19 protein-coding genes are annotated in these 24,415 nt (G+C 70.1%); 11 read left to right on the top strand and 8 right to left on the bottom strand.

The window, feature by feature from the left end:
• The 5 genes from V6B97_RS17450 to V6B97_RS13215 all read left to right on the top strand — a co-directional run.
• On the top strand, positions 1-114 hold a 114-nt coding region (locus V6B97_RS17450; RefSeq protein ID WP_442935490.1), incomplete at its 5' end, for an integrase core domain-containing protein.
• 22 nt (positions 115-136) lie between these two features.
• A complete protein-coding gene (locus tag V6B97_RS13230; protein ID WP_333506972.1) occupies positions 137-1,750 on the top strand; it encodes a sensor histidine kinase in 1,614 nt (537 codons plus the stop codon).
• A 1,168-nt stretch (positions 1,751-2,918) separates the two neighbouring features.
• Positions 2,919-3,200 (top strand): hypothetical protein, encoded by a 282-nt coding sequence (locus V6B97_RS13225; protein WP_333506971.1) that lies wholly within the window; start codon positions 2,919-2,921, stop codon positions 3,198-3,200.
• Between the two features lie 51 nt (positions 3,201-3,251).
• Positions 3,252-6,113 carry a heavy metal translocating P-type ATPase gene (locus V6B97_RS13220; protein WP_333506970.1) on the top strand — a complete coding sequence of 954 codons (2,862 nt, stop codon included), beginning with the start codon at positions 3,252-3,254 and terminating at the stop codon, positions 6,111-6,113.
• Positions 6,114-6,164: 51 nt separating this feature from the next.
• Positions 6,165-6,602, top strand: a complete 438-nt coding sequence (locus V6B97_RS13215; RefSeq protein ID WP_333506969.1) for an HMA2 domain-containing protein — start codon at positions 6,165-6,167, stop codon at positions 6,600-6,602.
• Between the two features lie 126 nt (positions 6,603-6,728).
• Here the strand turns inward: V6B97_RS13215 and V6B97_RS13210 are convergent, their stop codons facing one another.
• From V6B97_RS13210 to V6B97_RS13200, 3 genes are all read right to left on the bottom strand, one after another.
• Entirely contained in the window at positions 6,729-7,991 is a 1,263-nt protein-coding gene (locus tag V6B97_RS13210) for a phosphoglycerate mutase (RefSeq protein ID WP_333506968.1), read from the bottom strand.
• 142 nt (positions 7,992-8,133) lie between these two features.
• Positions 8,134-9,432, bottom strand: coding sequence for a homoserine dehydrogenase (locus tag V6B97_RS13205; RefSeq protein ID WP_333506975.1), 1,299 nt, complete (start codon positions 9,430-9,432; stop codon positions 8,134-8,136).
• A gap of 31 nt (positions 9,433-9,463) precedes the next feature.
• Positions 9,464-10,648 carry an aminotransferase class I/II-fold pyridoxal phosphate-dependent enzyme gene (locus V6B97_RS13200; RefSeq protein ID WP_333506967.1) on the bottom strand — a complete coding sequence of 395 codons (1,185 nt, stop codon included), beginning with the start codon at positions 10,646-10,648 and terminating at the stop codon, positions 9,464-9,466.
• Between the two features lie 432 nt (positions 10,649-11,080).
• Between V6B97_RS13200 and aroL the strand changes: the two genes are divergently transcribed.
• The 3 genes from aroL (at position 11,081) to aroC (ending at position 13,343) form a co-directional block, all read left to right on the top strand.
• Positions 11,081-11,614 carry a shikimate kinase AroL gene (gene aroL, locus V6B97_RS13195; protein ID WP_333506966.1) on the top strand — a complete coding sequence of 178 codons (534 nt, stop codon included), beginning with the start codon at positions 11,081-11,083 and terminating at the stop codon, positions 11,612-11,614.
• 190 nt (positions 11,615-11,804) lie between these two features.
• Positions 11,805-12,227 (top strand): universal stress protein, encoded by a 423-nt coding sequence (locus tag V6B97_RS13190; RefSeq protein WP_333506965.1) that lies wholly within the window; start codon positions 11,805-11,807, stop codon positions 12,225-12,227.
• Positions 12,228-12,281: 54 nt separating this feature from the next.
• A complete protein-coding gene (aroC, locus tag V6B97_RS13185) occupies positions 12,282-13,343 on the top strand; it encodes a chorismate synthase (RefSeq protein ID WP_333506964.1) in 1,062 nt (353 codons plus the stop codon).
• Between the two features lie 229 nt (positions 13,344-13,572).
• On the opposite strand, the gene V6B97_RS13180 is transcribed toward aroC, so the two are convergent.
• From V6B97_RS13180 to V6B97_RS13170, 3 genes are read right to left on the bottom strand one after another with little or no spacing between them, the layout of a single operon-like run.
• Entirely contained in the window at positions 13,573-15,636 is a 2,064-nt protein-coding gene (locus tag V6B97_RS13180; protein WP_333506963.1) for a CHASE2 domain-containing protein, read from the bottom strand.
• 55 nt (positions 15,637-15,691) lie between these two features.
• Entirely contained in the window at positions 15,692-16,276 is a 585-nt protein-coding gene (locus V6B97_RS13175) for an OmpA family protein (protein WP_333506962.1), read from the bottom strand.
• Positions 16,277-16,285: 9 nt separating this feature from the next.
• Positions 16,286-16,768: a FecR family protein gene (locus tag V6B97_RS13170; protein WP_333506961.1), complete on the bottom strand. Its 483-nt coding sequence runs from the start codon at positions 16,766-16,768 to the stop codon at positions 16,286-16,288.
• Between the two features lie 685 nt (positions 16,769-17,453).
• Between V6B97_RS13170 and recD2 the strand changes: the two genes are divergently transcribed.
• The 3 genes from recD2 (at position 17,454) to V6B97_RS13155 (ending at position 22,609) form a co-directional block, all read left to right on the top strand.
• Positions 17,454-19,652: an SF1B family DNA helicase RecD2 gene (recD2, locus tag V6B97_RS13165; protein WP_333506974.1), complete on the top strand. Its 2,199-nt coding sequence runs from the start codon at positions 17,454-17,456 to the stop codon at positions 19,650-19,652.
• Between the two features lie 85 nt (positions 19,653-19,737).
• A complete protein-coding gene (locus V6B97_RS13160) occupies positions 19,738-21,201 on the top strand; it encodes an SH3 domain-containing protein (RefSeq protein ID WP_333506960.1) in 1,464 nt (487 codons plus the stop codon).
• Positions 21,202-21,250: 49 nt separating this feature from the next.
• Entirely contained in the window at positions 21,251-22,609 is a 1,359-nt protein-coding gene (locus tag V6B97_RS13155) for a MiaB/RimO family radical SAM methylthiotransferase (protein WP_333506959.1), read from the top strand.
• A gap of 270 nt (positions 22,610-22,879) precedes the next feature.
• Here the strand turns inward: V6B97_RS13155 and lipA are convergent, their stop codons facing one another.
• Both lipA and lipB read right to left on the bottom strand, forming a co-directional pair.
• The gene (gene lipA / locus V6B97_RS13150; RefSeq protein ID WP_333506958.1) at positions 22,880-23,788 is read right to left on the bottom strand and encodes a lipoyl synthase; all 909 of its coding nucleotides are present in this window, start codon (positions 23,786-23,788) and stop codon (positions 22,880-22,882) included.
• Complete coding sequence (gene lipB, locus V6B97_RS13145) at positions 23,718-24,374, bottom strand: lipoyl(octanoyl) transferase LipB (protein ID WP_333506957.1); 657 nt, start codon at positions 24,372-24,374, stop codon at positions 23,718-23,720. Before lipB ends, lipA begins: the two co-directional genes overlap by 71 nt.
• Positions 24,375-24,415: the final 41 nt, after the last annotated feature.

The raw sequence follows: 24,415 nt of genomic DNA, 5'->3' as shown, positions 1-24,415 counted from the left end.
CGAACAAAGGCTCTTTTCCGATGGCTCCACCGTTACAACAATCTCCGCCCCCATTCTGCCCTTGGGGGCAGAACTCCGGCAGAACGACTAGCGCAACGGGGAACAACCTGTTGACACTCTACACCTAGGAGAACCCATGGACCCCCGCCAACCGGCAGACCGCATTCCCGCCATCCTCGTGGTGGATGACGACCCGGTGGCCCGCGCCGCCATGTGCGGCTACCTGCGCGATACGGGCTATGCCGTGCGCGAGGCGGACGGCGGGGCCGATGCGCTGGCCCTGTTCGACGAGCGCGGGGCCGACGCGGTGCTGCTGGACTGGCGCATGCCCGGCAAGAGCGGGGCCGAAGTGCTGCCCCGCATCGCCGCGCAGGACCCCACGGTGCCGGTCATCGTGGTGTCCGGCATCAGCGAGGTGCGCGAACTGGCGCGGGCCCTGCGTCTGGGGGCGTGGGACTTCGTGATCAAGCCCATCGAGGACATGGCCGTGCTCGACCGGGCGCTGGTGCGCTGCCTGCTGCGCGCGGAACTGCTGCGCGAGCAGGGCCGACGCCGCGAAACCCTGGAAGACCTGGTGCGCCGCCGCACCGAGGACCTGGAGGAGGCCAACCGCCGCCTGCGCCGCGAGATCGCGGAGCGCGGCGAGTACCAGCGGGCCCTGGCCGAAAGCGAGGAACGCTTCCGCCAGCTGATGGAGAACACCAACGAGGTGTTCTGGGTGCGCGACCTGGCCGGCGACCGGCTGCTGTACCTTTCGCCTGCCTACGAAACGGTCTGGGGACGCCCGGTGGAAGAGGCCATGCGGGTGCGCGCCACCTCCCTGGACACGGTGCACCCCGAGGACCGCGACGGCCTGCGCGCCGCCATGGCCGACATCGCCGCGTCGGCCACCCCCGTGGACGCGGAGTTCCGTATCGTCCGGCCCGACGGCCAGGTGCGCTGGGTGCATGCCCGGGCCTTTCCGGTGCGCGACGGCGACGGCCGCGTGTACCGCGTGGCCGGGGTGGCCGAGGACGTCACCGCCCGCCGCCGGGCGGAGGAGAGCATCCGGGCCTCGCTGCGCGAAAAGGAAATCCTGCTGCGCGAGGTGCACCACCGGGTCAAGAACAACCTGCAACTCATCGTCAGCCTGCTGAACCTCCAGGCTGCCTACGCCGACGGGGCCGCCGACCGCGAGCGGTTCATCGAAAGCCGCAACCGCGTGGCCTCCATGGCCCTTGCGCACGAGGAACTCTACCGCGCCAACGACCTGGCCAGCGTCAACTTCGCCGACTACGTGGAACGGCTGGCGCGCAGGCTGGTGCTGGCGTCCGTGGATGCCGAGGTGGAACTGGCGCTGGACCTGCCGCCGCTGTTCCTGCCGGTGTCGGCGGCCATCCCCTGCGGGCTGATCCTCAACGAATTGGTCACCAACGCCATCAAGCACGCCTTTCCCGGCCGCGACGCGGGGCGCGTCGCCATCGGCGCCCGGCGGCACGGGCGGCTGGTGGAGGTGCGCGTCACCGACGACGGCGTGGGACTGCCGGAAGGCTTCGACCCCGCCGGGGGGGCCACGCTGGGCATGCAACTGGTGGGCAGCCTGGTGGCCCAACTGGGCGGACGGCTGGAGGTGGCCTCCGGCCTTGCGGGCGCCAGCTTCATCGTGCTGTTCGAGGAGAACGAGGCCGAGCCCGATGCGCCGAGCGTGGGCCACGGGTTGCCGGAGATCACGAGGTTGGCCGGGGAGTTCATTGCGCCGGACGAAGGATAGGGGGGCGACGGGGCGTTGTTCCGGCGCACGCGCGCCGGAGCCTGTGGCGGGTGCTCGCACGGGCGTTCGGACGTGGAAATGTCGCACCTCGCGTGCGGCGCGTCAGCTTAACGTCAATCCATGTACTTTTTTTCTCATTCGCCCGGTTTTGCCTTGACTTCGGGGGCTGGCGGGCGGAACATGTCCTTGCACCGACCGGACGCTCAATGAGCGCCATACGGCCGATGCATGCCGAAATCTCCGCTCTGCGCACCACCGCGCGGGAGGCCAGGCCATGCGTTCACGCCGTGTCCCGTCCGTCTTTTTCCTTCCCGCCCTCTACGCCCCCCGGACGCAGTCGCCTTCTCCCCTGTCCGCTTGTTGCGCGCCCGCCATGCGGGGCCAGCGTCGGCCGGGTCGCTTCGTTTCCCCGCCGAGCCTCGCTTGGCCGCCCCGCGCCCGCGTGTTTCGCGCGGCGCTCCGCTGGGCGGCCTCGTCCATTTTCCTCTTTCTTCCGTGCCCGCGCGCGGTGGCGGAGCCGTCTTGCGTTCAATCGACCGTTGACCAGAAGACATGCCGCCCAGGCGGCGCCCAGCAACGCGCCGTCACGTCCCCTTTCCGGGAGGGTGCGGCGCAAACCCGGTGGACGACGGAAGCCGCCTGCCGATCCTGTCGGGCCAGGCCCGAGGAGGCACCATGAGTTTCGCGGATATCGGTTCCATTGTCGTTGGCGTCATCGTGCTCGGAGTGATCGGATACTTCATGTATACGAAGATCGTGAAGCACTAGCGCAACACCGTCCGCATCGACCCGGCCCACCGGCCAGCCATGCTTGACCGACCGGCGCGATCCGCCCCGCCGATGCCCCTTACGGCGCCCTTCACGCAGTTGAAGGGCGCCGTCTTCATTTGCGTAAAGAGGACGGCATGTTGAAGTTGAACGTGATAATCAGGCACAAAATTGGAAAAAGATTGTCACGATCCGGTTACGGGTGCTAGCGTTGAGAACCCTCCTCCCCCGTCATACCGGGCGGAACTGGCGGAACTGGCAGAATTGGGGTGGACAAGGGGTGTTGACAGTGATTTTCGATATCAAATAAGGTGGCACTCCCGCACGGCACCGGGCTGGCGGGGGTGATTGCCTGACATGGCCGGACGCGTGACGGCGCACTCAGCACAAGGAGTCGGGAATGAACGAGAATCTCAAGTACGGGCTGTATTTCGTGGGCGGCGTGGCGCTGGGCGCCCTAGGCGCGGTGATGCTGGGCCGGGGCAAGTTCGACATCCGCCCGGCCATGGCCGACCTGCTGAGCCATGGCTTCGATCTGAAGGAAAAGGCCTCCGCCTACGCGGAAACCGTGCGCGAGCACGTGGAGGACATCGTGGCCGAAGCCGAACACGTGCACAAGCAGCGCAAGGACACCGCCGAAACGGCCACCCCCGAAGCGGCGGCCGAAGCCGCCAAGGCCTGATCGGGCCGAGCCCGGATCAAACCCGCACCAAACTCGTAACGGACGAGGCGCATGGACTATCGCATAGCACACGAACTGCCGGGGCGCATGCGCCTGCGTTGCGCCCCCGGTTCGTTTTCCCAGGACCGGGCGCACGACCTGGTGGCCCGCATCGTGGCCGTCGAAGGCGTGGCCGAGGCGCACGCCACCGCCAGTACCGGCAGCGTGCTGGTACGTTACGCCCGCCCCGCCGCGCGGGGCGAGGTGCTGGCCGTGGTGGACGGTTTCGTCGCCGGTGGCGCGCCGCGCCGTTTGCCGGCCAGGAAGGCCGAAGCGGCCAGACGTACGGACGGCGCGCGCGCGTCTGCGGGCAAGAAGGCTGCCGACAAGGCCTCGGGCAAGCCCGTGGCCGAGTCCCGGCGTCCCTCCGCCCGGCAGCACGCGCGTGGCGCGGCCCCGCATGATGGCGCGGCCCCGGGCGGCGCCGCCGGTGCGGCCCGCCAGGCGCGCGGCCCCATGGGCGCGCACCTGCCGCCGGGGGTTCCCGCCGCCGGGCTGCACGGCATGGGCGCCGTGGCAATGGACGGGGCCGCCGGTGCGGCTGGCGTCGCCGGGCTGGGCGGGCTGGCTATGGCCGGCGCCACGCCCGGCGCGAGCGGGCTGATCCGCTACCTGATCCTGCGTCCCTTCCTGCCGCGCATCGTGCGGATGATCTCCGCCTTCTTTCGTGCGTTGCCCTTCCTGCTCAAGGGGGGCCGCTCGCTGGCCTCCGGCCGTCTCAACGTGGACGTGCTGGACGCCGCGGCCCTGGGCATCTCGCTGGTGCGGGGCGACTTCCGCTCCGTGGGGCTGATCACCGCGCTGTTCGCCGTGGGCGAATTCCTGGAGGAATGGACCCGCAAGAAGTCGCGCGAAAGCCTGGCCGAAAGCCTGGCCGTGGACGTGGACACCGTGTGGGTGAAGCGCGGCGAGGCAGAGGTGCAGGTGCCCCTTTCCGCCTTGCTGGACGACGACCTGGTGGTCGTGCGCGCCGGTTCGTCCATCCCCGTGGACGGCGTGGTGGCCGAGGGCGAGGCCATGGTCAACCAGACCTCCATGACCGGCGAACCGCTGGCCGTGGCCCGGCGCGCCGGGGCCTCGGTCTACGCGGGCACCGTGGTGGAGGAAGGGCGGCTGGACATCCGGCCCACCGGCGTGGGGTCCGAGACGCGCATCAACCAGATCGTGGGCTTCATCGAGCGGTCGGAGGCGTTGAAGGCCAACGTGCAGGGCAAGGCGGAACGCCTGGCCGACGCCATCGTGCCGTACAGCTTCCTGCTGGCGGCGGGGGTGTGGGCCGTCACCCGCGACGTGGCCCGCGCCGCGTCGGTGCTGCTGGTGGACTACTCGTGCGCCATCCGCCTGGCCACGCCCCTGGCCATCCTTACCGGCATGCGCGAAGGCGCGCGCCACGGCGTGCTCATCAAGGGCGGCCGGTTCATCGAAGGGTTGGCCGGGGCCGACACCGTGGTCTTCGACAAGACCGGCACCCTCACCGAGGCGCGGCCCCGCGTGGCCGAGGTCATCCCGCTGAACGGGCACGGGCGCGACGACGTGCTGCGCCTGGCCGCGTGCCTGGAAGAGCATTTTCCCCACCCCGTGGCCCGCGCCGTGGTGCGCAAGGCCGAACAGGAATCGCTGGACCACCAGGAGGAACACGCAGAGGTGGAATACGTGGTGGCCCACGGCATCGCCTCGCGCCTGCGCGGCAAGCGCGTGCTGGTGGGCAGCCGCCACTTCGTCCATGAGGACGAGGGCGTGCCCCTGGACGAGTTCCTGCCGGTGGTCAACGAATGGGCCGCCAAGGGGTACTCCATCCTGCACCTGGCCATGGGCGGCAGACTGGCGGGCATCCTGTGCATCGAGGACCCGCTGCGCCCCGAGGCCGCCGACGTGGTCAAGGGCCTGCGCGGGCAGGGCGTGAAGCGCATCATCATGCTGACCGGCGACGGGCCGGTGACGGCCGCCGCAGTGGCCGACGCCGTGGGCGTGGACGAATGGCGCGCCCAGGTGCTGCCCGCCGACAAGGCCGACATCGTGCGGCAGTTGCAGGCCGATGGCGGCAAGGTGGTCATGGTGGGCGACGGCATCAACGATTCGCCCGCCCTGTCCGCCGCCGACGTGGGCGTATCCCTGCGCGACGGGGCGGACCTGGCCCGCGAGGTGGCCGACGTGGTGCTTTCCGGCAACGACCTTGCCGAACTGCTGACCGCGCGGCGGCTGGCCAAGGCCACCCTGCGGCGCATCCACGTGAACTTCGGGTCCATCATGGGGCTGAACTCGGCCTTCATGGCTTTGGGCTTGGTGGGCCGGGCGCAGCCGGGCCTGCTGGCCCTGCTGCACAACCTGACCACCGTGGGCGTGGCCCTGAACGCCATGCGGCCCATGCTGGGCAACGGTGACGTGGAAGGACGGCGCGGCGCGGACCGCAAGCCGGGCGTGATGGCCCTGCCCGCTGCGGCGGGTGCGGCGGGTGTGGCGAAGGCCGCCCCGGCGGTGGCCTCCGAGACCACGGGCGGAACTGCCGGTATGACGGGGGGCATGGCTGCGGGCGTGAGCGCCGGAGTGGCCGGAGCCGGCGCCGTGGTCAAGGCCGCGCTGAAGGCCACCGTCAACGCCGTCGGCAAGGCCACGGGCAAGGCGCGGGGCAAGACTTCCGGCAAGGCTGCGGGCGCGATGCCCGTGGAGGCACCGGCCAACCCCGCCAAGCCCGCCAGGACCGCACGGGCCAAGGCCGATTCCTCGCGTGTTCCGGCCAACCCCGCCAAGCCTGCCAAGTCCGCCAAGGCCACGCCCGCAAAGGGTACGGACAAGGGCGAGGCCAAGAGCGGGGGCAAAGGCGCGGGCAAGGCCACCAAAGGCCCCCGCAAGGCCAAGGATTCCGGCACGGCATAACGGACGTATCCGCAGCACGGCCGCGCCCGGCGCGGCAAGGAGGAGTGGATCATGATCAGCAGCTTCATCGACGGCAGGGTGCGCATCCGGTGTGATGCGCTGCGCAATCCGGAGGCGGCCGCCGCCATCGAAGGCACCCTGCGCGAAACGCCGGGCGTGCTTTCCGCCACGGCCAACCCGCGCACCGGCGGCCTGCTGGTGGAATACGACCCGGAGGCCGTGACCCGGGAGCAGTTGCTGGAAGCGGCCAAGATACTGGATGCCTTTGCCGCGCAGGAACAGGCGGCCCCGAAGAAGGCGTGCTGCTGCCGCCGCCTGACCAAGGCCGAGGCCATGCGCATCTCCAAGCGGGGCATGGCCGCGTCGCTGGCGGCGCTGGTCCTGTTCGGGCTGGCCGGGCGCGAGCGGGCGCACATCGTGGCGGGCGGGCTGTTCCTGGCCTTCAACGCCTACCATCTGTACGCGTACCGCAAGCGCATCATGGCCTAGCCTGATTTGTTCCCGTGCGTGGAGCGGCAGGCCCGCGACGGCCTGGGTGCGACTATGCGACGCAAGGGGTGCTCCGGTGGGGCGCCCCTTTTTGCGTGGGCGAGGGAAAGGCGGTGGGGGCCGACGTTACCGTTCCGACCGGTTCGTGTTGTCGGGCCGGTTTGTTGTTGCCCGCAGGATCAGGTCCAGCAGGGCGGGGCCGGAGGGGATGCGCAGGCCCGTGGCCGCGCAGGCGGCCTCGTCGAACCGGGCGGCCGGATGGGGGGAGACGCCCGGCCCGTGCAACAGGAAGGGCACGGGGTCGGGATGGTGGCGGCCGTCGCCGCAGTGGGTGACGTGATCGCAGGTGACGCAGAGCAGGGCGTCGGGCCGGGCCGCGCGCAGGGGGGCGACCAGTTCCGCGTCGATGCGGGCCAGCAGGGCCGATTTGGCGTGGGCGTCGCGGGCGTGGGCGCACATGTCCGGGCCTTCCACGTGCACGAAGACCACGGCGTGGTCCGCCAGCAGGGCGAGGGTGGCGGCGGCCTTGGCGGCAAGGTCGGTGTCCGCGCCGCCGGTGGCTCCGGGAACGACAGGCGCGGCGAGCCCGGCGGCCATGGCCAGTCCGCGCGCCAGCGGCACGGCGGCGACCATGGCGGCCCTCAAGGGAGCATGGGGCGCGGCTTCGGGGATGGCGGTGGCACCATGGGCGAAAAACGGCGGCAGATGGGGCCGGGGACCGCAGCCCCAGGGCCACAGGGCAAGACCGTGCGGGGTGTCCGGTCCCGTCAGTCGGGAAAGGTGTGCGTTGGCCGCCGTGATGCGCGCGTGCAGGGCCGGGTGGTGGCGGGCCAGATCGCGCAGCCCGTCGGCGGGGGCTTGGCCGGTGACGTCCTGCGGTCCAACGGGAGTGAAGGGCGCGAGCGTGGTGGAGGAGGCGGCGGAGTGCCCGTCACCCCGTTCCACCACCGTGAAGCGGAAGCCGCCGCCGTGGGCCGTGGCGTGGGCCGGGGCCGGGAAGGCGGCGCGCACGATGCGGGCCACCACCTGTTCCGTGGCGGGGTCCATAGTGGCGGCGGGGTCGGCGATGCGGCCGTGTGCATCCAGCGCCACCACGTTGCAGCGCCATGCGGTGTCGCCGGGGCCAAGGGGCAGCCCGGCGGCCAGGGCTTCCAGGGGGCCGCGCGCGGCGGGGTGGCGCAGCGGGTCGTAGCCGAGCAGGGCGGGGATGCCCGCGTCGGAACCTGCTTCCGCGCCGGGGGGGATGACCTGGCAGAGCCCGGCGGCTCCGGTGGCGGCAAGGCGGTCGAGGGTGGGCGTGCGGGCGGCGGCCAGCGGGGTGGGCTGTCCGTCGGCCTGCGGCAGGTCGGCCATGCCGTCGAGGATGCAGACGATGCGGGGCGTGTGCATGGCTGGGGAAGGGCGGCCGTGAGGCCAAGATGTCCGTCGCCGGTGGTTGCCCGCCGATTGAAAAGTTCTGGAGGGGATGGGGTGCGGGGAAGGGGAACCTCTTCCAAGAGGTTCCCCTTCCCCGCGAATTCCTTCCCTCTTTTTACTGCAACACCCGGTAACAGACGGGCGGCGCCAGCAACAACCCGGCTGCCTGCACCTGGGCGATGGCGCCCTGGATGGCGCTGGCCCTGGCTGCGTGGGTCATGAACACCAGGGGCACGCCGCGCTGATCCTGTCCCTTCTGGATGGCCTGGGCGATGCTGATGGAGTGGTCGGCCATGGCCCCGGCCAGGTCGCGCAGCACGCCGGGGTTGTCCGGCACCATGGCGCGCACGTAGTAGCTGCTTTCGGCGTCGGCCGGGGGCAGGATGTCGGCGCGGGGGGGCACCTGGCGCAGAAAGCCGGTGTTGTGCGGGGCCGCGCCGCGCGCCACGGTCATCAGGTCGGCCAGCACGGCGCTGGCGGTGGGCAGGCTGCCCGCGCCAAGGCCGTGCAGGAACACGGGGCCCACGGCGTTGCCTTCCAGGCGGATGGCGTTGTACGCGCCGCCCACCCGGGCGATGAGGAAGGTGTGCTTGACCAGGGTGGGGAACACCCCGGCTTCCAGCCTGCCGTCGACCTCGCGCACCTGGGCCAGCAGCTTGATGCGGAAGCCCAGTTCGCGCGCGAACTCGATGTCCATGCGGTCGATGCCCGCAATGCCCTGCACGGGCAGTTCGGCGTAGGGGTAGTCCAGCCCGTAGGCCAGGCGGATGAGCAGCACCAGCTTGTGGGCGGTGTCGTGCCCTTCGATGTCCAGCGTGGGGTCGGCCTCGGCGTAGCCCAGTTCCTGGGCCTGCGCGAGGGCGGTGGCGAAGTCCAGGCCGTTGCTGGTCATCTCGGACAGGATGTAGTTGGCCGTGCCGTTCAGGATGCCGACCAGCGAGCCGATGCGGTTGCCCGCCAGGCTTTCCTTCAGCGTCTGGACGATGGGGATGCCCCCGGCCACGCTGGCCTCGTGGTGCAGGCCCACGTTCTTCCGCTCGGCCAGGCGGTACAGGTCGTAGCCGTCCTCGGCCAGCAGGGCCTTGTTGGCGGTGACCACGTGCTTGCCCGCCTCCAGCGCCCGCTGGATGATGGCGTGGGGCGCGGCGATGCCGCCCATCAGTTCCACCAGCACGTCGATTTCCGGGTCGTCCGTCAGGGCGGCCGGGTCGGCGGTCAGGGTCGCGCCCTGCGGCACGGGCCAGGCGCGCGGCTTGGCCAGGTCGCGCACCAGGATGGTCTTGATGACCATCTCGCGGCCGGTGCGCTCGGTGATCCACTGGCGGTTCTCGTCCAGCACGCGGGCAAGGCCGCTGCCCACGGTGCCGAACCCGGCCATGCCGATGGTCAGGGGACTCTGGGGACTCCGGGGCATGGGGCGCTTGCCGCCCGGCTTGTCGCTTTCGCTATCCACACGACCTCCCGGAGAGCACCTTCTTGATGCCCTTCATGGCCTGCTTGGTACGGTGTTCGTTCTCGATGAGGGCGAAACGCACGTGGTCGTCGCCGTGCGCGCCGAAGCCGAGCCCCGGCGAAACGGCCACGTGGCCTTCCTTGAGCAGCAGCTTGGAGAATTCCACGGACCCCATGGACCGGAATTCCTCGGGAATCTGGGCCCATACGAACATGGTGCCCTTGGGCGGCGGCACGTCCCAGCCCGCGCGGCCAAGACCCTCGATGAGCACGTCGCGGCGCTTGCGGTAGGTGTCCACGATGTCGGTCACGCATTCCTGCGGTCCGTTCAGGGCCACGGTGGCCGCGATCTGGATGGGCTGGAAGATGCCGTAGTCCAGGTAGCTCTTGATGCGGGTGAGCGCGTAGACCAGGTCGCGGTTGCCCACGCAGAAGCCCACGCGCCACCCGGCCATGGAGTAGCTCTTGGACATGGAGAAGAATTCCACGCCCACGTCCTTGGCGCCTTCGGCCTGCATGAAGCTGGGGGGCATGTGCCCGTCGAAGGCAAGGTCCGCGTAGGCGAAGTCGTGGATGACGTAGATCTTGTGTTCCTTGGCGAAGTCCACGACCTTCTGGAAGAATTCCGGCGCGGCGATCTCGCAGGTAGGGTTGTGCGGGTAGCTGATGAACAGCAGCTTGGGCTGGGGCCAGGTCTGGCGGGTGGCCACCAGCAGGTCTTCGAAGAAGTCGCGCCCGCGCCCGATGGGAATGCGCCGCACGTCGGCCCCGGCGATGATGGGGGCATAGGTGTGGATGGGGTAGGTGGGGTCGGGCGCGAAGACCACGTCGCCGGGCGAGAGCATGGCCAGCGAGAGGTGCGAAAGCCCTTCCTTGGCGCCCATGGTGGCCACGGCCTCGGTGTCCGGGTCCAGGTACACGCCGAAGCGGCGCATGTACCAGTCGCAGATGGCCTTGCGCAGGTTGGGAATGCCGCGCGACACCGAGTAGCGGTGGTTCACGCCCTTGGACGACGCCTCCACCAGCTTGTCCACGATGTGCTGGGGCGTGGGCATGTCGGGGTTGCCCATGCCGAGGTCGACGATGTCCACGTTCTGGCGGCGCAGTTGCATCTTCAGTTCGTTCACCGTCGCGAAGACGTAGGGAGGCAGACGGTGCATGCGCGGAAACTGGTTCATGGCGAGGTTCTCCGTGGTTGAAACAAAAAGAGGCGGCAGCGCCGCCTCGAACCAACGGCGCAAGCCTGCGTCACCGGGCGGCGGTTGCCGCGGTGGCGGCCGCGGCGGTAGCGGCGGCGGTGGTAGCGATGGTAGCGGTCCGGTCGAGGTGGGACATGCCGATGACTCTTGTGGTGGAGAATGGCCGTGTGTAGATTGCGCGTGCGCCGCGTGCCGGTGCGCCGGGCGTCTGGTGGACGCCGCGCGCGGGGCGGAAGGCCCGGACAAGGAACCCGGACAAGGGGTCCGGACAGGCGGCGAGGCCACCGTGGGTTGCGGTGTCCGAGGTTTGTACTGCAAAAGAGAAATACCGGTCAATACGCCTAGCTGCGATGAAGATGGCCTGGCTGCGATGAACATGAATTGCTCGGCCGAACGGTGCCGGGGGGATGCATGAACGACGGGAAGCAGCGGGCACGGCGGGTGTACCTGGTGGGGCCGCGCGCCAGCGGCAAGACCACGGTGGGCAAGGCCCTGGCCGCCCGTGCCGGATGGAATTTCGAGGATACCGACGCCATGGTCGTCGCCACGGCGGGCATGACCGTGGAACAAATCGTGGAGCGCGAGGGCTGGGAAGGCTTCCGGCGGCGCGAAACGGAAGCCCTGCGCGCCACCCTTGGCCGGGACGGTCTGGTGGTGGCCACCGGCGGCGGCATGGTGCTGGCGGACGAAAACCGGCGCATGCTGCGCGAAGGGGGGCTTGTGGCCTACCTGAGCGGCAGCGTGGAACTGCTGGCGGGACGCCTTGCGCGCGACCCGCTGGCCGCGCAGCGCCCCTCGCTGACCGGGCGGCCCATCGTCGACGAGGTGGCCGGGGTGCTGGCCGCGCGCGAACCCCTGTACCGGGAATGCGCCCACGCGGTGCTGGACGCCGGGGACGGCGTGCAGGCGCTGGTGGACCGGCTGGTCCTGTTGCTGGAGGCGTAGCCCCCGGCGGCCCGGTCAACTCCGGCCCGTCCTCCGCGCCCTCTTGCCATGCCCGCCCCCACGGGGGCATAGTGGCGCACCCGCGCGCCGTGGCAGCGCGCGGCGGCCGTGCCCTTCGCCCGTGCTTCGCCCATGCTTCACCCATGCTTCGCCCTGTTCAGCCGTTGCCGCGTTCATCCGTGAGGTCGCCATGCAGATCCGCAAGATACTCGTTCCCGTGGACGGTTCCGAATACTCGCAGCGCGCGGCGGAATACGCCGCCGACTTCGCCAAACTGGTGGGGGCGGAGGTGGTGCTGCTCATCTGCCGCATGTCCATCCCGCCCATCCTCGGCCAGGCGGCCTACGACCAGGCCCGCAATTCACTGGTGGCCCAGGCCGAGGAAGTGCTGGAACCCTGCCGCCGCCTGCTGCGCGAGCGCGGCGTGCCCTTTGCCGACCGGGTGCTGGAAGGCAAGGTGGAGGTGGCCATCGTGGACGCCGCCGACTACGAGCGCTGCGACCTGATCATCATGGGCTCGCGCGGGCACTCGGAACTGGAGGGCTTGCTGCTGGGCAGCGTCACCCATCGGGTGCTTCAGATGGCGTCGTGCCCTGTGATGGTCATCAGATAGTCCGGAAACAGCCCCCAAGGCGAAACCCGCGCGCCCCGGCGGACAGGAGCTTTCATGAGCGGCAACACCTTCGGTCGCATCTTCCGGCTGACCACCTACGGCGAATCGCACGGCCCCGGCCTTGGCGGCGTGGTGGACGGCTGCCCCGCCGGGGTGCCGCTGGACGAAGCGGTCATCCAGCGCGAACTGGACCTGCGCCGCCCCGGCAGCGCCGCCGCCGGGCTCGCGGGCACGGCCCGCAAGGAACCGGACACCGTGCGCCTGCTCTCCGGCGTGTTCGAAGGGGTCACCACCGGCACCCCCATCGGTTTCCACATCGCCAACGAAGACCAGCGCTCGCGCGACTACGGCGACCTGGCCAGGCTGTACCGCCCCGGCCACGCGGACATCACCTACGACGTCAAGTACGGCCTGCGCGACCACCGCGGCGGCGGACGGGCATCGGGACGGGAGACCGTCTCGCGCGTGGCGGGCGGCGCCGTGGCCCAGGCCCTGCTGGCCATGCACGACATTTCGCTGCGCGCGTACACGGTGGAGATGGGCGGGGTGCCCGCCGACGTGGTGGACCCGGCCGGAGCGCAGGAGCGGATGTTCTTTTCGCCCGACCCGGACGTGGTGCCCGCCTGGGAATCGCTGGTCCACGACGTGCGCGCCGAGGGCGACACCCTGGGCGGCATCGTGCAGGTGGAGGCCACCGGCGTGCCCGCCGGACTCGGCGAGCCGGTGTTCGACAAACTGGACGCCTTGCTGGCCCACGCCCTGATGTCCGTGGGCGCGGTGAAGGCCGTGGAGGTGGGCGCGGGGCTGGAGGCGGCGCGCCTGCGCGGCAGCGAGAACAACGACCCCATCATCCCCGGCGGTTTCCACACCAACCATGCCGGGGGCATCCTGGGCGGCATCTCCAACGGGCAGCCCGTCGTGGTGCGCGCGGCGGTGAAGCCCATCCCCTCCATCGCGCAGGAGCAGATCACCATCGACACCAACGGCAGGCCCGCGCCGCTGCGCGTGGGCGGCCGCCACGACATCTGCGCCATCCCGCGCGTGGTGCCGGTGCTCAAGGCCATGGCGGCGCTGGTGCTGGCGGATGTGTTGCTCCTTCAGCGCCGCATGGGTTAAGCGAAGCCCCCAGATTGGTTCTTTTGCCTTCCGGCGTCGTCAAACGCGTTTTTTGCTCCGGTCGAGTACGAGAAGAGTACACTCCCTTCGCAAAAAACGCGTTTTCCTCGCCGGAAAGGCAAAACTCCTCAATCTGGGAACTTCGCAAAAGTCATCCGCTGTTGCGTACAGTAAAAAAAGAACACGGCGGACGTTCCGGAAGGAGCGTCCGCCGTGGGCGTTTTGCATCTCACTGCCTGGGGTCGCCCGGCTGCATCTCGGCGCCGGACAGCCCCGGCGCGGACACGGGCCTGGGCTCGGTGTCGCGGTAGGTTTCGGCGATGGTCTTGAATTCCTCTTCGGCCAGCAGGAAGGCGTCCACCACGGCGGGGTCGAAGTGGGTGCCCCGGCCTTGCAGGATCATCTCGCGCACCTTGGCGTGCGGGAAGGCGGGCTTGTACTGCCGGGCGCAGATCAGGGCGTCGTACACGTCGGCCAGGGCCATCAGGCGGCCGGACAGGGGAATGGTCTCGCCCGCAAGGCCCTCCATGTAGCCGCTGCCGTCCCATTTTTCGTGGTGGCTCCACGCGATTTCCGCCGCCAGGTGCAGGAAGGCGTCGTCCTCCATGCCCTGCGCCGCGTTGGCGATGATGTTCCGGCCGTGGCGCACGTGCTGGCGGATCACCACATATTCCTCGTCGGTGAGTTTGCCGGGCTTGAACAGCACGCTGTCGGGCACGGCCACTTTGCCCACGTCGTGCAGCGGCGCGGAGTGGAACAGCAGTTCGATGTAGTCCTCGGTCAGTTGGGGGTAGGTCTCCCTGCCGCCCCCCCGTCCGATGTCGCGCAGGGCCTCGGCCAGCGCCCGCACGTAGTGCTGGGTGCGCTTGATGTGCGCGCCGCTGATCTCGTCGCGGCTTTCGGCCACGGCGGTCATGGATTCCAGGGTCATCTGCCGGGCGTGGTTCAGCTGGAGCAGCCGCACATAGGCCATGCGCTGTTCCCGCGCGTACAGCGCCAGCGAAAGCAGCGCCCCCTGCGCCAGCGCGGCCATCACCGGCGCGGCCATGGGCATGGCGATGCCCCGCCACAGGAACAGCGCGGACCCCACGGCGGGCATGACCATGGCCACGGCCAGCGTGGCGCCGCCCGCCTGCAACGGCCCGGCCCGCAGGAACAGCAGCCCCGCCAGCACGGTGACCAGCGCCGCCGGAATGAACCGGTACGCCGCGGCGTGCTCGGGGGAGCGCAGGTGGTTGCCGTCGAACAGGTTGTCCAGGGCCACGGCGTGCACCTCGGTGCCGGGGTAGTTGGCCGACACCGGGGTGTGGTGCAGGTCGTTGAGCCGCGCGGCGCTGGACCCCACGATGACCATGCGCCCCTCGAACAGGGCCGGGTCGTGCGCGCCGCGCAGCACGTCGGCCGCCGACACGAACCGGTGCGCCCGCGCGCCCCCGTCGAAGCGCAGGCGCATGCGCGCCCCCCGGTCCACGGGTATGCGCGCGTCGCCCGCCACCAGCACCGGCCCCAGCGCATCCGTTTCCACGCGCAGTTGCCGCAGGTTGCGGGCCTGCATGAACAGGGCAAGCGCCAGGCTGGGGTAGTACTGCCCCTGAAAGCGGTGCAGCAGGGGCACGCGGCGGATGCTGCCGTCCTCGTCCTTTTCCACGTTGATGAACCCGGACGAGGCAAGCCCCGCCTGAATAGGCCCGGCGTTGCACAGGATGCCCGTGGCCTCGGCCGGGTCGATGGCCGTGGTCTCGCCGGTCACGTGCACCGGGCGGGGCAGGTTTTCCGGGTCGGGGATGACGAGGTCGAACAGGTGCATCACCGCGCCCACGGCCTCGGCTCCGGCCAGCACGCCGCCGAAGTAGGAGTCGTTGTCCTCCATGCCGCGCGGCACGCCGGTGATGGCGATGTCCAGCCCGAAGTCGCGCCGGAAGGCGCTGCGGATGGTGGCGATGGAGGTGCGGTCCGGCTCGGAGAACAGGATGTCCACGCCCACCCCCAGGGGGCGGGCGGCGGCCACGCGCCGCACGATGCCCCCGGTGAGGTAGCGCGGCCACGGCCACTGGCCCGCCGCGGACAGGCTTTCCTCGTCGATGTCCACGATGACCACCCGGTCCGGTGCGGGGCCCTGGGCCATATGGCTGGCCAGGCCATCGAGGATGCGGTTGTCCGCAAGCCGCACCAGGCCGGGCTCCGCCAGGCAGAACAGCGCGGTCAGCAGCAGCCCCGCCACGGTGACGGCGGCCACCAGCCGCCCGCGCGGGATGGCGGCCGGGCCGGACACGGGTTTGGCGGATGGGGACATGGGCGCTCCTTGTGCGTGCGCCGGAACGGGGCGGGGCGCGTCCGTGGACCAGCCCCTAGCGGACCAGGATTTCCACGCGCCGGTTCTTGGCCTCGGCCACGCCGGGGGCCGTGGGCACCAGCGGGTCGTTGGCGCCGTGGCCGGAAAGCGTCATGACGTCGCCGGACACGCCGCGCGCTTCGAGCATGCGGCGGATGGCGTCGGCCCGCGCCATGGACAGTTTCTGGTTGGCGGCGGGATCGCCCGCGCTGTCGCTGTGGCCGATGACCGAAACGTTGCGCACGGCGCGCCGCTTGATGTCGGCGGCGGCCTCGTCCAGCGCCGGCAGCGAGGCGGGGTCCGGCGCGGTGGAGCCGGTGGGGAAATACAGCAGGAAGCTCTTGGGCGGTTCCGGCATGACGGACACGGTGCGCCCGAACAGGCGGTCCACTTCTTGATGGGACATCACCCTGGGCGCGGCGGGCTTGTCGGCCACCTGGGTGGATTCGTTGGCGGCGGCCAGGGGCTGTTCGGCCCCGCCCGCCTGCACCACCACCCGGCCCACGCTGCCGTCGTCGTCGGGCACCAGCACCACGGTGGTCTTGGGCGCGCAGGCCCCCAGCATCAGACACAGCAGAAGGATGGAAAACAACGTGCGCATGGCGTCCCCCTATTCGGCGCGGATGAGGAAGCGGGTGCCGCGAACGCCCACGGCGGCCTGCGGCGTGCGGAAGCGGACGGCCTCGGGGGCCAGCTTGGCCAGCCTGCCGGAGGAATAGGCCGCCTCGCCGCGCTGCATGTACACGTCGAAGTCGTAGTCCTTTTCCAACGGCACGAAGCGGTAGGACTGCACCGTCAGCTCCGAGTCCGGCCCCACGGCGATGCGCGAGCCGTCCTGGAAGCTGACCCCGGCCTTGCCGTCCGGGCCGGTGCGCAGGATGTCGCCCACCTGCAACGGGTCGCCCGGAGCGGGCCGGACGAGGCTGCCCGCGCGCTCCACGGTGACGGCGCCGGATACGGAGCGGAAGTTGGCGGCGGGTGTTTCCGCCCATGTGACGGATGCCCGGAGGACAAGGCCCGGAACGAGGTTCAGGACAAGGACCAGGGCCAGCAGTGCCAGCGGCGAGCGAACGAGCAGGCGTGTGATGCGCATGGTATCCCCCCGATGTGGCGGTGAACCGCCCGCCATATGCGGCCGGTACGGGGAACGCCGTATCCGGCCAGTGTTGCGGAAGGCGGGCGCCGTCGCCGCAGACCCGTTCCGCATGCCGGTGCGCGTCGAACGCGGGCATTCCGTCCGGGGCCATGGCGGGCTTGTCCCGCTATAACTATTTTGACATTGATTTTTTTTGCATACAATTAGATTCCGGAGCAGGACGGAGCGGGGCGGGACCGATGACAGGGGAAACGGCAGCCGGGAGCGCCGCATGCCCCCGTCCTGCGCCCGTCCTGCGTCTGTCGGGCCAATGCCGGGCCAATGTCCCGACTGCCGCGCCGTCCTTGACGGGTGCGGCCCGAGCGGCTAGGGGCAGTTGCAGAACTTCCGGCATCCGGCGCCAGCCGCCGGTATCGGCCGCCCTTGCCGTACCGTATCGGCCAGGCCGTATCGGCCGTACCTTGCAGGACAGGCCGCATCGGCCACGCGCCGCCCACGCCCCGCGCATTCCGGCCCGCCCCCATCGCCCCCAACCGGACACCTCATGCAGCACGACCCGCGCAACCCGCGCTCCTCCAGAACTTCCCGCTCCGCCCCATCGTCCGGCCAGTCGTCCGGCCAGTCGTCCGGCCCTTCATCCGGCCCTTCATCCGGCACTGCGCCCTCCGCCCAGGCAGCGCCCATGCTGGCCGCCCTGCAAGAGGCGCAGGACGCCCCGGTGCAACTTTCCGGCGTGCTCGACCGCGTCATCTTCCACAACGAGGAAAACGGCTACACCGTGCTGCGCCTGCGCCCGCTGCCCAAGGGCGACATGCTCAGCGTGGTCGGCCACATGGTCTCGCCGCAGCCGGGAGCCTCGCTGAAGCTCGTGGGTCGCTGGGTGAACAACCCGCGCTTCGGGCGGCAGTTCTCCATGGAAAGCTACGAAAACCTGCTGCCCGCCTCCGTGGAGGGCATCCGCCACTATCTCGGGTCCGGCCTGATCAAGGGCGTGGGCGAATCCATGGCCGCGCGCATCGTGGACGCCTTCGGCGAGGACACCTTCCGCGTGCTGGACGAGGAGCCGGAACGGCTGCTGCGGGTCAGCGGCGTGGGCCGCAAGACCCTGGAGCGCATCAAGGCGGGCTGGTCCGACCATCAGGGCATCCGCGACCTGATCATGTTTTTGCAGCCGCACGGGGTCAGCACCGCCTACGCCGTGCGCATCTACCGCCACTACGGGCAGCAGGCCCTGGCCGTGGTTCGCGAGAATCCCTACCGCCTGGCCATGGACATCCACGGCATCGGCTTTCTTACCGCCGACACCGTGGCGGAAAAGCTGGGCTTCTCGCGCGACAGCGAACTGCGGGCGGAGGCGGGCGCCCTGTACACCCTGCAACGCCTGAACGACGACGGCCACGTCTACGTGCCGCACGACGCGCTCATCGCCCAGACCTCGGACCAACTGGACATCCGCGCCGACCTCGTGGAGGACGCCCTGCGCACCCTGGAAATCGAGGAGCGCATCGTCATCGAGGACATGGACGGCGAGCTCGGGGTGTTCCTTTCCCGTTACCATCATTACGAAACCAAGATCGCCTACTACCTGCAACGGGTGCTGCGTTCGCCCAAGGCCGTGCATTTCGAAGACCCGGAGGCCATCATCGCCGAAGTGCTGGGCAAGCTGTCCATCACCCTCGCCCCGGAACAGCTCGAAGCCGTGCGCACCGCCACCCGCTCCAAGGTCATGGTGCTCACCGGCGGTCCCGGCACCGGCAAGACCACCATCATCAACGCCATCATTCAGGTCTTCGCCGAGACGCGCGCCAAGATATTGCTGGCCGCGCCCACCGGCCGCGCCGCCAAGCGCATGTCCGAGACCAGCGGGCGCGAGGCCAGGACCATCCACCGCCTGCTGGAGTACAGCCCCAAGGAGGACGGCTTCGCCCGCAACGAGGACAACCCCCTGGCCTGCGGCCTGCTGGTGGTGGACGAGGCGTCCATGATGGACACCATGCTCATGTACCACCTGCTGAAGGCCGTGCCGCTGGGGGCCACGCTGCTCTTCGTGGGCGACGTGCACCAGTTGCCCTCGGTGGGGCCGGGCAACGTGCTGCGCGACGTCATCGCCTCGGGCGTGGTGCCGGTGGTGGAACTGGTGGAGGTGTTCCGCCAGGCCGCCGAAAGCGAGATCATCTGCAACGCCCACCGCATCAACCACGGCGAGGTGCCGCCGCTGGAATCCTCGCGCGACCGGCTGTCCGACTTCTACTTCATCCGCCAGGACGACCCCGAGAAGGTCGTGGAGATGATCGTGGAACTGGTGCGCGACCACATCCCGCGCCGCTTCGGCCTGCATCCTGTCAACGACATCCAGGTGCTTACCCCCATGCACAAGGGTGCGGCCGGGGCGGGCAACCTGAACGTGCGGTTGCAGCAGGCCCTGAACGGCCAGACCCTGTGCGTGCAGCGCGGCGAGCGGCAGTACCGCCTTGACGACAAGGTGATGCAGATCCGCAACAACTACGACAAGGACGTCTTCAACGGCGACATCGGCCGCATCTGCCTGGTGGACCCCAAGGAACGCCAGCTCACCGTGCGCTTCGACGAGCGCAACGTGCCCTACGCGTGGGAAGAACTGGACGAGATCGTCCCCGCCTACGCCATTTCGGTGCACAAGTCGCAGGGCTCCGAATACCCCGCCGTGGTCATCCCCGTGCTCACCCAGCACTACATGCTGTTGCAACGCAACCTCATCTACACCGGCGTCACGCGCGGCAAGCGCCTGGTGGTGCTGGTGGGCGAGCCGCGCGCCTTGGCTATGGCCGTCAAGAACAACCGCATGCACAAGCGCCATACCCGGCTGGCCCGGAGGCTGGCGCTGGGGTTGGGCGCGGGGTAGGCAGGGCGGAGAAGGAGAGAAATCTCTGAAGTTGCCTGTCCGCAACAGGGAGAGAAAGAAGATGCCTCAGGAAATCGTTGCCGTCGTGAATGTCCGCCGTCTGACGCCCCGCGCCGTGCGTTCCTTCGCCGCCGCGCTGGCGGTGCTGGTGCTGGCCGCCCTGATGCTGGCCGGGTGCGCCGGGCGCGGACCGCGCGAGACCGCGCCGCCGCGTTTCACCGAACTGGAACGCCATCCGCAGGATCTTTCCGTATACGCCGCCCGCGCGGGCGGTGACAGCCCGCTGCTGGACGCCGCCACCCAGGCCGCGCAGGACGAGCGCTGGAACACCCGTTTCTTCGCCCCGTGGTTGCAGACCCGCACCGGCGTCACCATCGCAGAGGTGGCCCGCACCGCGCCCTACCTGACCAAGGACGGCCGCCCGCGCGGCCACGCCGAAAACCTGCTGCCGTGGGACGCCAGCCGCTTCGCCACGCTGACCGCCAACTGCGACGCCGCGTCCTTCCCGGCCCTGGCAGAGCGCGGCATCATCGTGCGCAACACCGCCCTGCGCGAACTGCCCACCCTGCGCCCCTCGTTCACCAATCCCGACAAGGCCGGGCAGGGCTACCCCTTCGACGATCTGCAACGCTCCGCCGTGTGGACCGGCACGCCGGTGTTCATCTCGCACGTGTCGCTGGACCGGGCGTGGCTGTACTGCGAAACCGGCTTCGCCTCCGGCTGGGTGCCCGCCGAACACGTGGCCCTGGCCGACGCCACCTTCCGCGCCCTGTACCAGAACGGCCGCTACGCCGCCGTGCTGCGCGACGACGTGGCCCTGATGTCGGCGGCCGTGCAGTCGGGGACTGGCGGAACGGGGGCCTTCATCGCCACCGCGCACATCGGCGCGGTGTTCCCCGTGGCCGTGGAATCGCCGGGCGGGCTCACCGTGCTGGTGCCCCTGCGCGACGCCGACGGCCGCGCCGTGCTCGGCCAGTCCGTCCTGCCCGCCGGATACGCGGCCATGAAGCCGCTGACCATCAGCGCCGCGCGCATGGCCGAGGTCGGCAACCGCATGATGGGCCAGCCCTACGGCTGGGGCGGCATGTACGAGAACCGCGACTGCTCGGCCACCCTGCGCGACCTGTTCGCCCCCTTCGGCATCTGGCTGCCGCGCAATTCCGCGTCGCAAGCCAGGGCCGGGCGGTTCGTGGACTTCGGCAACGCCTCGCCCGACGGCAAGGAAGCCATCATCCGCGCCCAGGGCGTGCCCTTCCTGACCCTGCTGTGGCTCAAGGGGCACATCACCCTGTACCTTGGCGAATACGACGGCCATCCGGTGATGTTCCACAACATCTGGGGGTTGCGCGTGTTCAACAACGTCGGCGAGAACGGCGAACGCGGGCAGGAAGGCCGGTTCATCCTCGGGCGTGCGGTGGTGACCTCGCTGCGGCCCGGCACCGAACTGCCCAACCTGACCACCCCGGACGGGCTGGTGGCCCGCATGCTGGGCATGTCCATCCTGCCCGGCGGGGCTGGCCTGTCCGGCGTCCCGGCAGTGGGGCAGTAGCGTGGGCAGGGGGAAGGGCGCGGGTGCACACTCGGCGCGGGGAGCGGCCATGAGCGGCCATGCCTTTTTCGCGCTGACGCTGGGCTGCAAGATCAACCAGTACGAGACCGAGGCCGTACGCGAGGCATGGCTGGCACGTGGCTGGCGCGAGGCCGCCGACCCGGCCGGGGCCGACGTGCTGCTCATCAACTCGTGCGCGGTCACCGCGCGCGCCGTGGCCGACGTGCGCCAGGCCGTGGCCCGCCTGCACCGGGCCGCGCCGCACGGGCGCATCGTGGTCACCGGCTGCGCGGCGCAGGTGCTGCGCGAGGATATGGCGGCGCTGCCCGGCGTGGCCGACGTGGTGGGCCAGCAGGCCAAGGTTTCGCTGCTGCGCTACGACCCGGAAAAGGGCGCGGCGGGCGCTGGCGGGGACGAGGTGGACGGAAGCGAGGACGCTTCCGCACCCGACGCCGTCTTTCCGGCCTTCCGCATCGACGGCTTCACCCGGTCGCGTCCGGTGCTCAAGGTGCAGGACGGCTGTTCGCACCGCTGCACCTACTGCATCGTGCCGCTGGCGCGCGGCGCGGCCCGCAGCCGCGACCCGCGCGAGGCCTTGGCAGAGGCGCGCCGCCTGCTGGACGCGGGGTTCCGCGAACTCATCGTCTCCGGCGTGAACCTGCGCCAGTACGGGCGCGATTTGCCCGGCGGCGGGCCGGACTTCTGGGATCTGCTGGCCTTTCTGGAGCGGGAACTGGCCCCGCAATGGGCGGGCCGGGCCCGGCTGCGCATCAGTTCGCTGGAGCCGGGCCAGCTTGGCGGGCACGCGCTGGACGTGCTGGCCGAAAGCCGTCTGGTGGCCCCGCAGCTGCATCTTTCGTTGCAGAGCGGCAGCCCCGGCGTGCTGCGCCGCATGGGGCGGGCCCATTACCGGCCGGAACCGCTGCTGGATTTCGCGCGCGAACTGGCCGAAGTGTGGCCGCTGTTCGGCCTTGGGGCGGACATCCTGACCGGCTTCCCCGGCGAGACGGACGGGGAGTTCCGCGAAACGCTGGACTTCGTGGACGCGTTGCCGCTGACCTACGCCCATGTCTTTCCGTATTCGCGGCGGCCGGGCACCCCGGCGGCGGCGATGCAGGGGCAGTTGTCGCAGGAGGTGAAGAAGCGCCGGGCGGCGAAACTGCGCGGCGCGGTGGCGGCGAAGAAGTCCGCCTTCCTGCACCGCCTGCTGAACGAGCCGCAACTGCTGGTGGCCCCGGAGGGAGCGCGCGGGTTGAAGGGCGTGTGCGAGTATTACGCCGAGTGCAGGTTTGCCGGTGGACGGAGTCCTGCTGCGGGGCAGGGCGGGGACGGCGTCGGTTCCGGGGAACTGGTGGCCGTGCGTCCGTTGGCCGTGGAGCGTGACGGCCTGCTGGTGGAAACGGTGTAACTGCCAGGCTTGCTTGCGATTTTGAACGAATACGGCTGCCCGTCGTGCTTGTGCATGGTGGGCAGCCATTGTTGTTGAGGGGGACGTTGGGTGATGAACCCGGTGGATTCGTAGGGAATTTCGTGAGTGAGATCATCCGGGCAATTTTTCTGCCAGCGCACCCCGTCCACAATGAAAACGTTGAAAGGGGAGGGGTGCGGGGAGGGGAAAAATTTCAATGTTTCCCCTCCCCGTATTCTCTTCCGCCTTTCTCTTCCTTCCTTCTTTCCCCTACTTCCCCCGCAACTGCCGCAAGGCGTCGTAGGCGGCGCGGGCGTTGTAGCTGCTGCGCACGAGGGGGGCGGAGAACACGTGGGGGATGCCGAGGGCGTGGCCGTGGGCGGCGTAGCTTTCGAACACCTCGGGGTGGACGTAGCGCTGCACGGGCGGGTGGTTGCGGCTGGGGCGCATGTACTGGCCGATGGTGGCGATGTGGCAGCCCGTGGCGGCCAGGTCGGCCAGGGTGGCGCGCACCTCGTCGTCGGTTTCGCCAAGGCCCACCATCAGACCGCTTTTGGCGATGGCCCCGGCGGCGCGCACGCGGCCCAGCAGTTCCAGGCTCTGGGCGTAGTCGGCCTGCGGGCGGATGCGCGGGTAGTGCGCGGGCGGGGTTTCCACGTTGTGGTTGATGATGTCCGGCGCGGCGTCCAGCACGGCGTCCAGCGCGGCCCGGCTGCCCCGGAAGTCGGGGATGAGCACCTCGATGGTGGCGGGCTGGCCGTCCCGGGCGGCGGGCAGGGTTTCGCGCAGGGCGCGCACCGTGGCCGCGAAGTGGGCGGAGCCGCCGTCGGGCAGGTCGTCGCGGGTGACGGAGGTGACCACCACGTGCGAAAGGCCCAGGCGCGCGGCGGCCTCGGCCACGCGGTGGGGTTCGTCCGGGTCGGGCAGGGCGGCCTGGCCGGGGGTGATGTTGCAGAAGGCGCAGTTGCGCGTGCACACGTTGCCCAGGATGAGGAACGTGGCCGTGCCCGAAGAGAAGCATTCGAACATGTTCGGGCACTTGGCGCTCTGACACACGGTGTTCAGGCGCAGGTCGTCCACCAGCGAACGGGTGGCCCCGTAGGTGTGGCTACAAGGCAGCTTGACCCGCAGCCACGGCGGAATCCGCAAAGATGGCGCGGAATTGCCGGGCACAGACATCCTTAACCTCCTGCATGGCGGGGGAATCGCCGTCCAGTTCGCGGTGCAGCGACGTGGCCTGTGCGTCGGGCAGGCCGCACAGGGTGATCATGTCGAACAGCGACAGGTCGCGCCCCACGTTCAGGGCGAACCCGTGGTACGAGGTCCAGCGGCGCACGGCCATGCCGATGGAGCATATCTTGCGGTTTCCGATCCACACGCCGGGGCGGCCCTCCCATCGGGCGGCGGACAGCCCGAAGTGCCCCAGCGTGGAGATGACCACTTCTTCCAGGTCGTGGAACATCCGGCGCAGGCCGCCGGGCCGCCGGGCCACCCGGAACACCGGGTAGGCCACCAGTTGGCCGGGGAAATGGCAGGTGATGTTGCCCCCGCGCGACGACTGCACGAGGTCGATGGACTGCGCCGCCAGCCATTCGCGGCCCACGTGCAGGTTTTCGCCCCCGCCGTTGCGGCCAAGGGTGATCACCGGGTGGTGCTCCAGCAGGTACAGCGTTTCTTCCGCTCCCGCCGCCACTTCCTCCAACCGTGCCCGTTGCAGGGCGTCGGCCTCCGCGTAGCGGACGAGGCCCAGGTCGATGATGTTCATGCGCGTGAGGTTCCGGTTGGAATGGGCCGGGGGCGGGTGCG

Source organism: Nitratidesulfovibrio sp. 1201_IL3209, from assembly GCF_036763125.1.
Classification (GTDB): domain Bacteria; phylum Desulfobacterota; class Desulfovibrionia; order Desulfovibrionales; family Desulfovibrionaceae; genus Cupidesulfovibrio.
This window is presented reverse-complemented; position numbering and strand designations above follow the sequence as displayed.

What these genes read in the sequence shown, in the direction of transcription:
- V6B97_RS13170 (WP_333506961.1), bottom strand. Translation starts at nt 16,768, where the DNA reads ATGCGCATCACACGCCTGCTCGTTCGCTCGCCGCTGGCACTGCTGGCC.
- lipA (WP_333506958.1), bottom strand. Translation starts at nt 23,788, where the DNA reads ATGTCTGTGCCCGGCAATTCCGCGCCATCTTTGCGGATTCCGCCGTGG.
- recD2 (WP_333506974.1), top strand. Translation starts at nt 17,454, where the DNA reads ATGCTGGCCGCCCTGCAAGAGGCGCAGGACGCCCCGGTGCAACTTTCC.
- V6B97_RS13180 (WP_333506963.1), bottom strand. Translation starts at nt 15,636, where the DNA reads ATGTCCCCATCCGCCAAACCCGTGTCCGGCCCGGCCGCCATCCCGCGC.
- aroL (WP_333506966.1), top strand. Translation starts at nt 11,081, where the DNA reads ATGAACGACGGGAAGCAGCGGGCACGGCGGGTGTACCTGGTGGGGCCG.
- V6B97_RS13205 (WP_333506975.1), bottom strand. Translation starts at nt 9,432, where the DNA reads ATGCCCCGGAGTCCCCAGAGTCCCCTGACCATCGGCATGGCCGGGTTC.
- V6B97_RS13215 (WP_333506969.1), top strand. Translation starts at nt 6,165, where the DNA reads ATGATCAGCAGCTTCATCGACGGCAGGGTGCGCATCCGGTGTGATGCG.
- lipB (WP_333506957.1), bottom strand. Translation starts at nt 24,374, where the DNA reads ATGAACATCATCGACCTGGGCCTCGTCCGCTACGCGGAGGCCGACGCC.
- V6B97_RS13155 (WP_333506959.1), top strand. Translation starts at nt 21,251, where the DNA reads ATGAGCGGCCATGCCTTTTTCGCGCTGACGCTGGGCTGCAAGATCAAC.
- aroC (WP_333506964.1), top strand. Translation starts at nt 12,282, where the DNA reads ATGAGCGGCAACACCTTCGGTCGCATCTTCCGGCTGACCACCTACGGC.
- V6B97_RS13210 (WP_333506968.1), bottom strand. Translation starts at nt 7,991, where the DNA reads ATGCACACGCCCCGCATCGTCTGCATCCTCGACGGCATGGCCGACCTG.
- V6B97_RS13230 (WP_333506972.1), top strand. Translation starts at nt 137, where the DNA reads ATGGACCCCCGCCAACCGGCAGACCGCATTCCCGCCATCCTCGTGGTG.
- V6B97_RS13225 (WP_333506971.1), top strand. Translation starts at nt 2,919, where the DNA reads ATGAACGAGAATCTCAAGTACGGGCTGTATTTCGTGGGCGGCGTGGCG.
- V6B97_RS13190 (WP_333506965.1), top strand. Translation starts at nt 11,805, where the DNA reads ATGCAGATCCGCAAGATACTCGTTCCCGTGGACGGTTCCGAATACTCG.
- V6B97_RS13175 (WP_333506962.1), bottom strand. Translation starts at nt 16,276, where the DNA reads ATGCGCACGTTGTTTTCCATCCTTCTGCTGTGTCTGATGCTGGGGGCC.
- V6B97_RS13200 (WP_333506967.1), bottom strand. Translation starts at nt 10,648, where the DNA reads ATGAACCAGTTTCCGCGCATGCACCGTCTGCCTCCCTACGTCTTCGCG.
- V6B97_RS13220 (WP_333506970.1), top strand. Translation starts at nt 3,252, where the DNA reads ATGGACTATCGCATAGCACACGAACTGCCGGGGCGCATGCGCCTGCGT.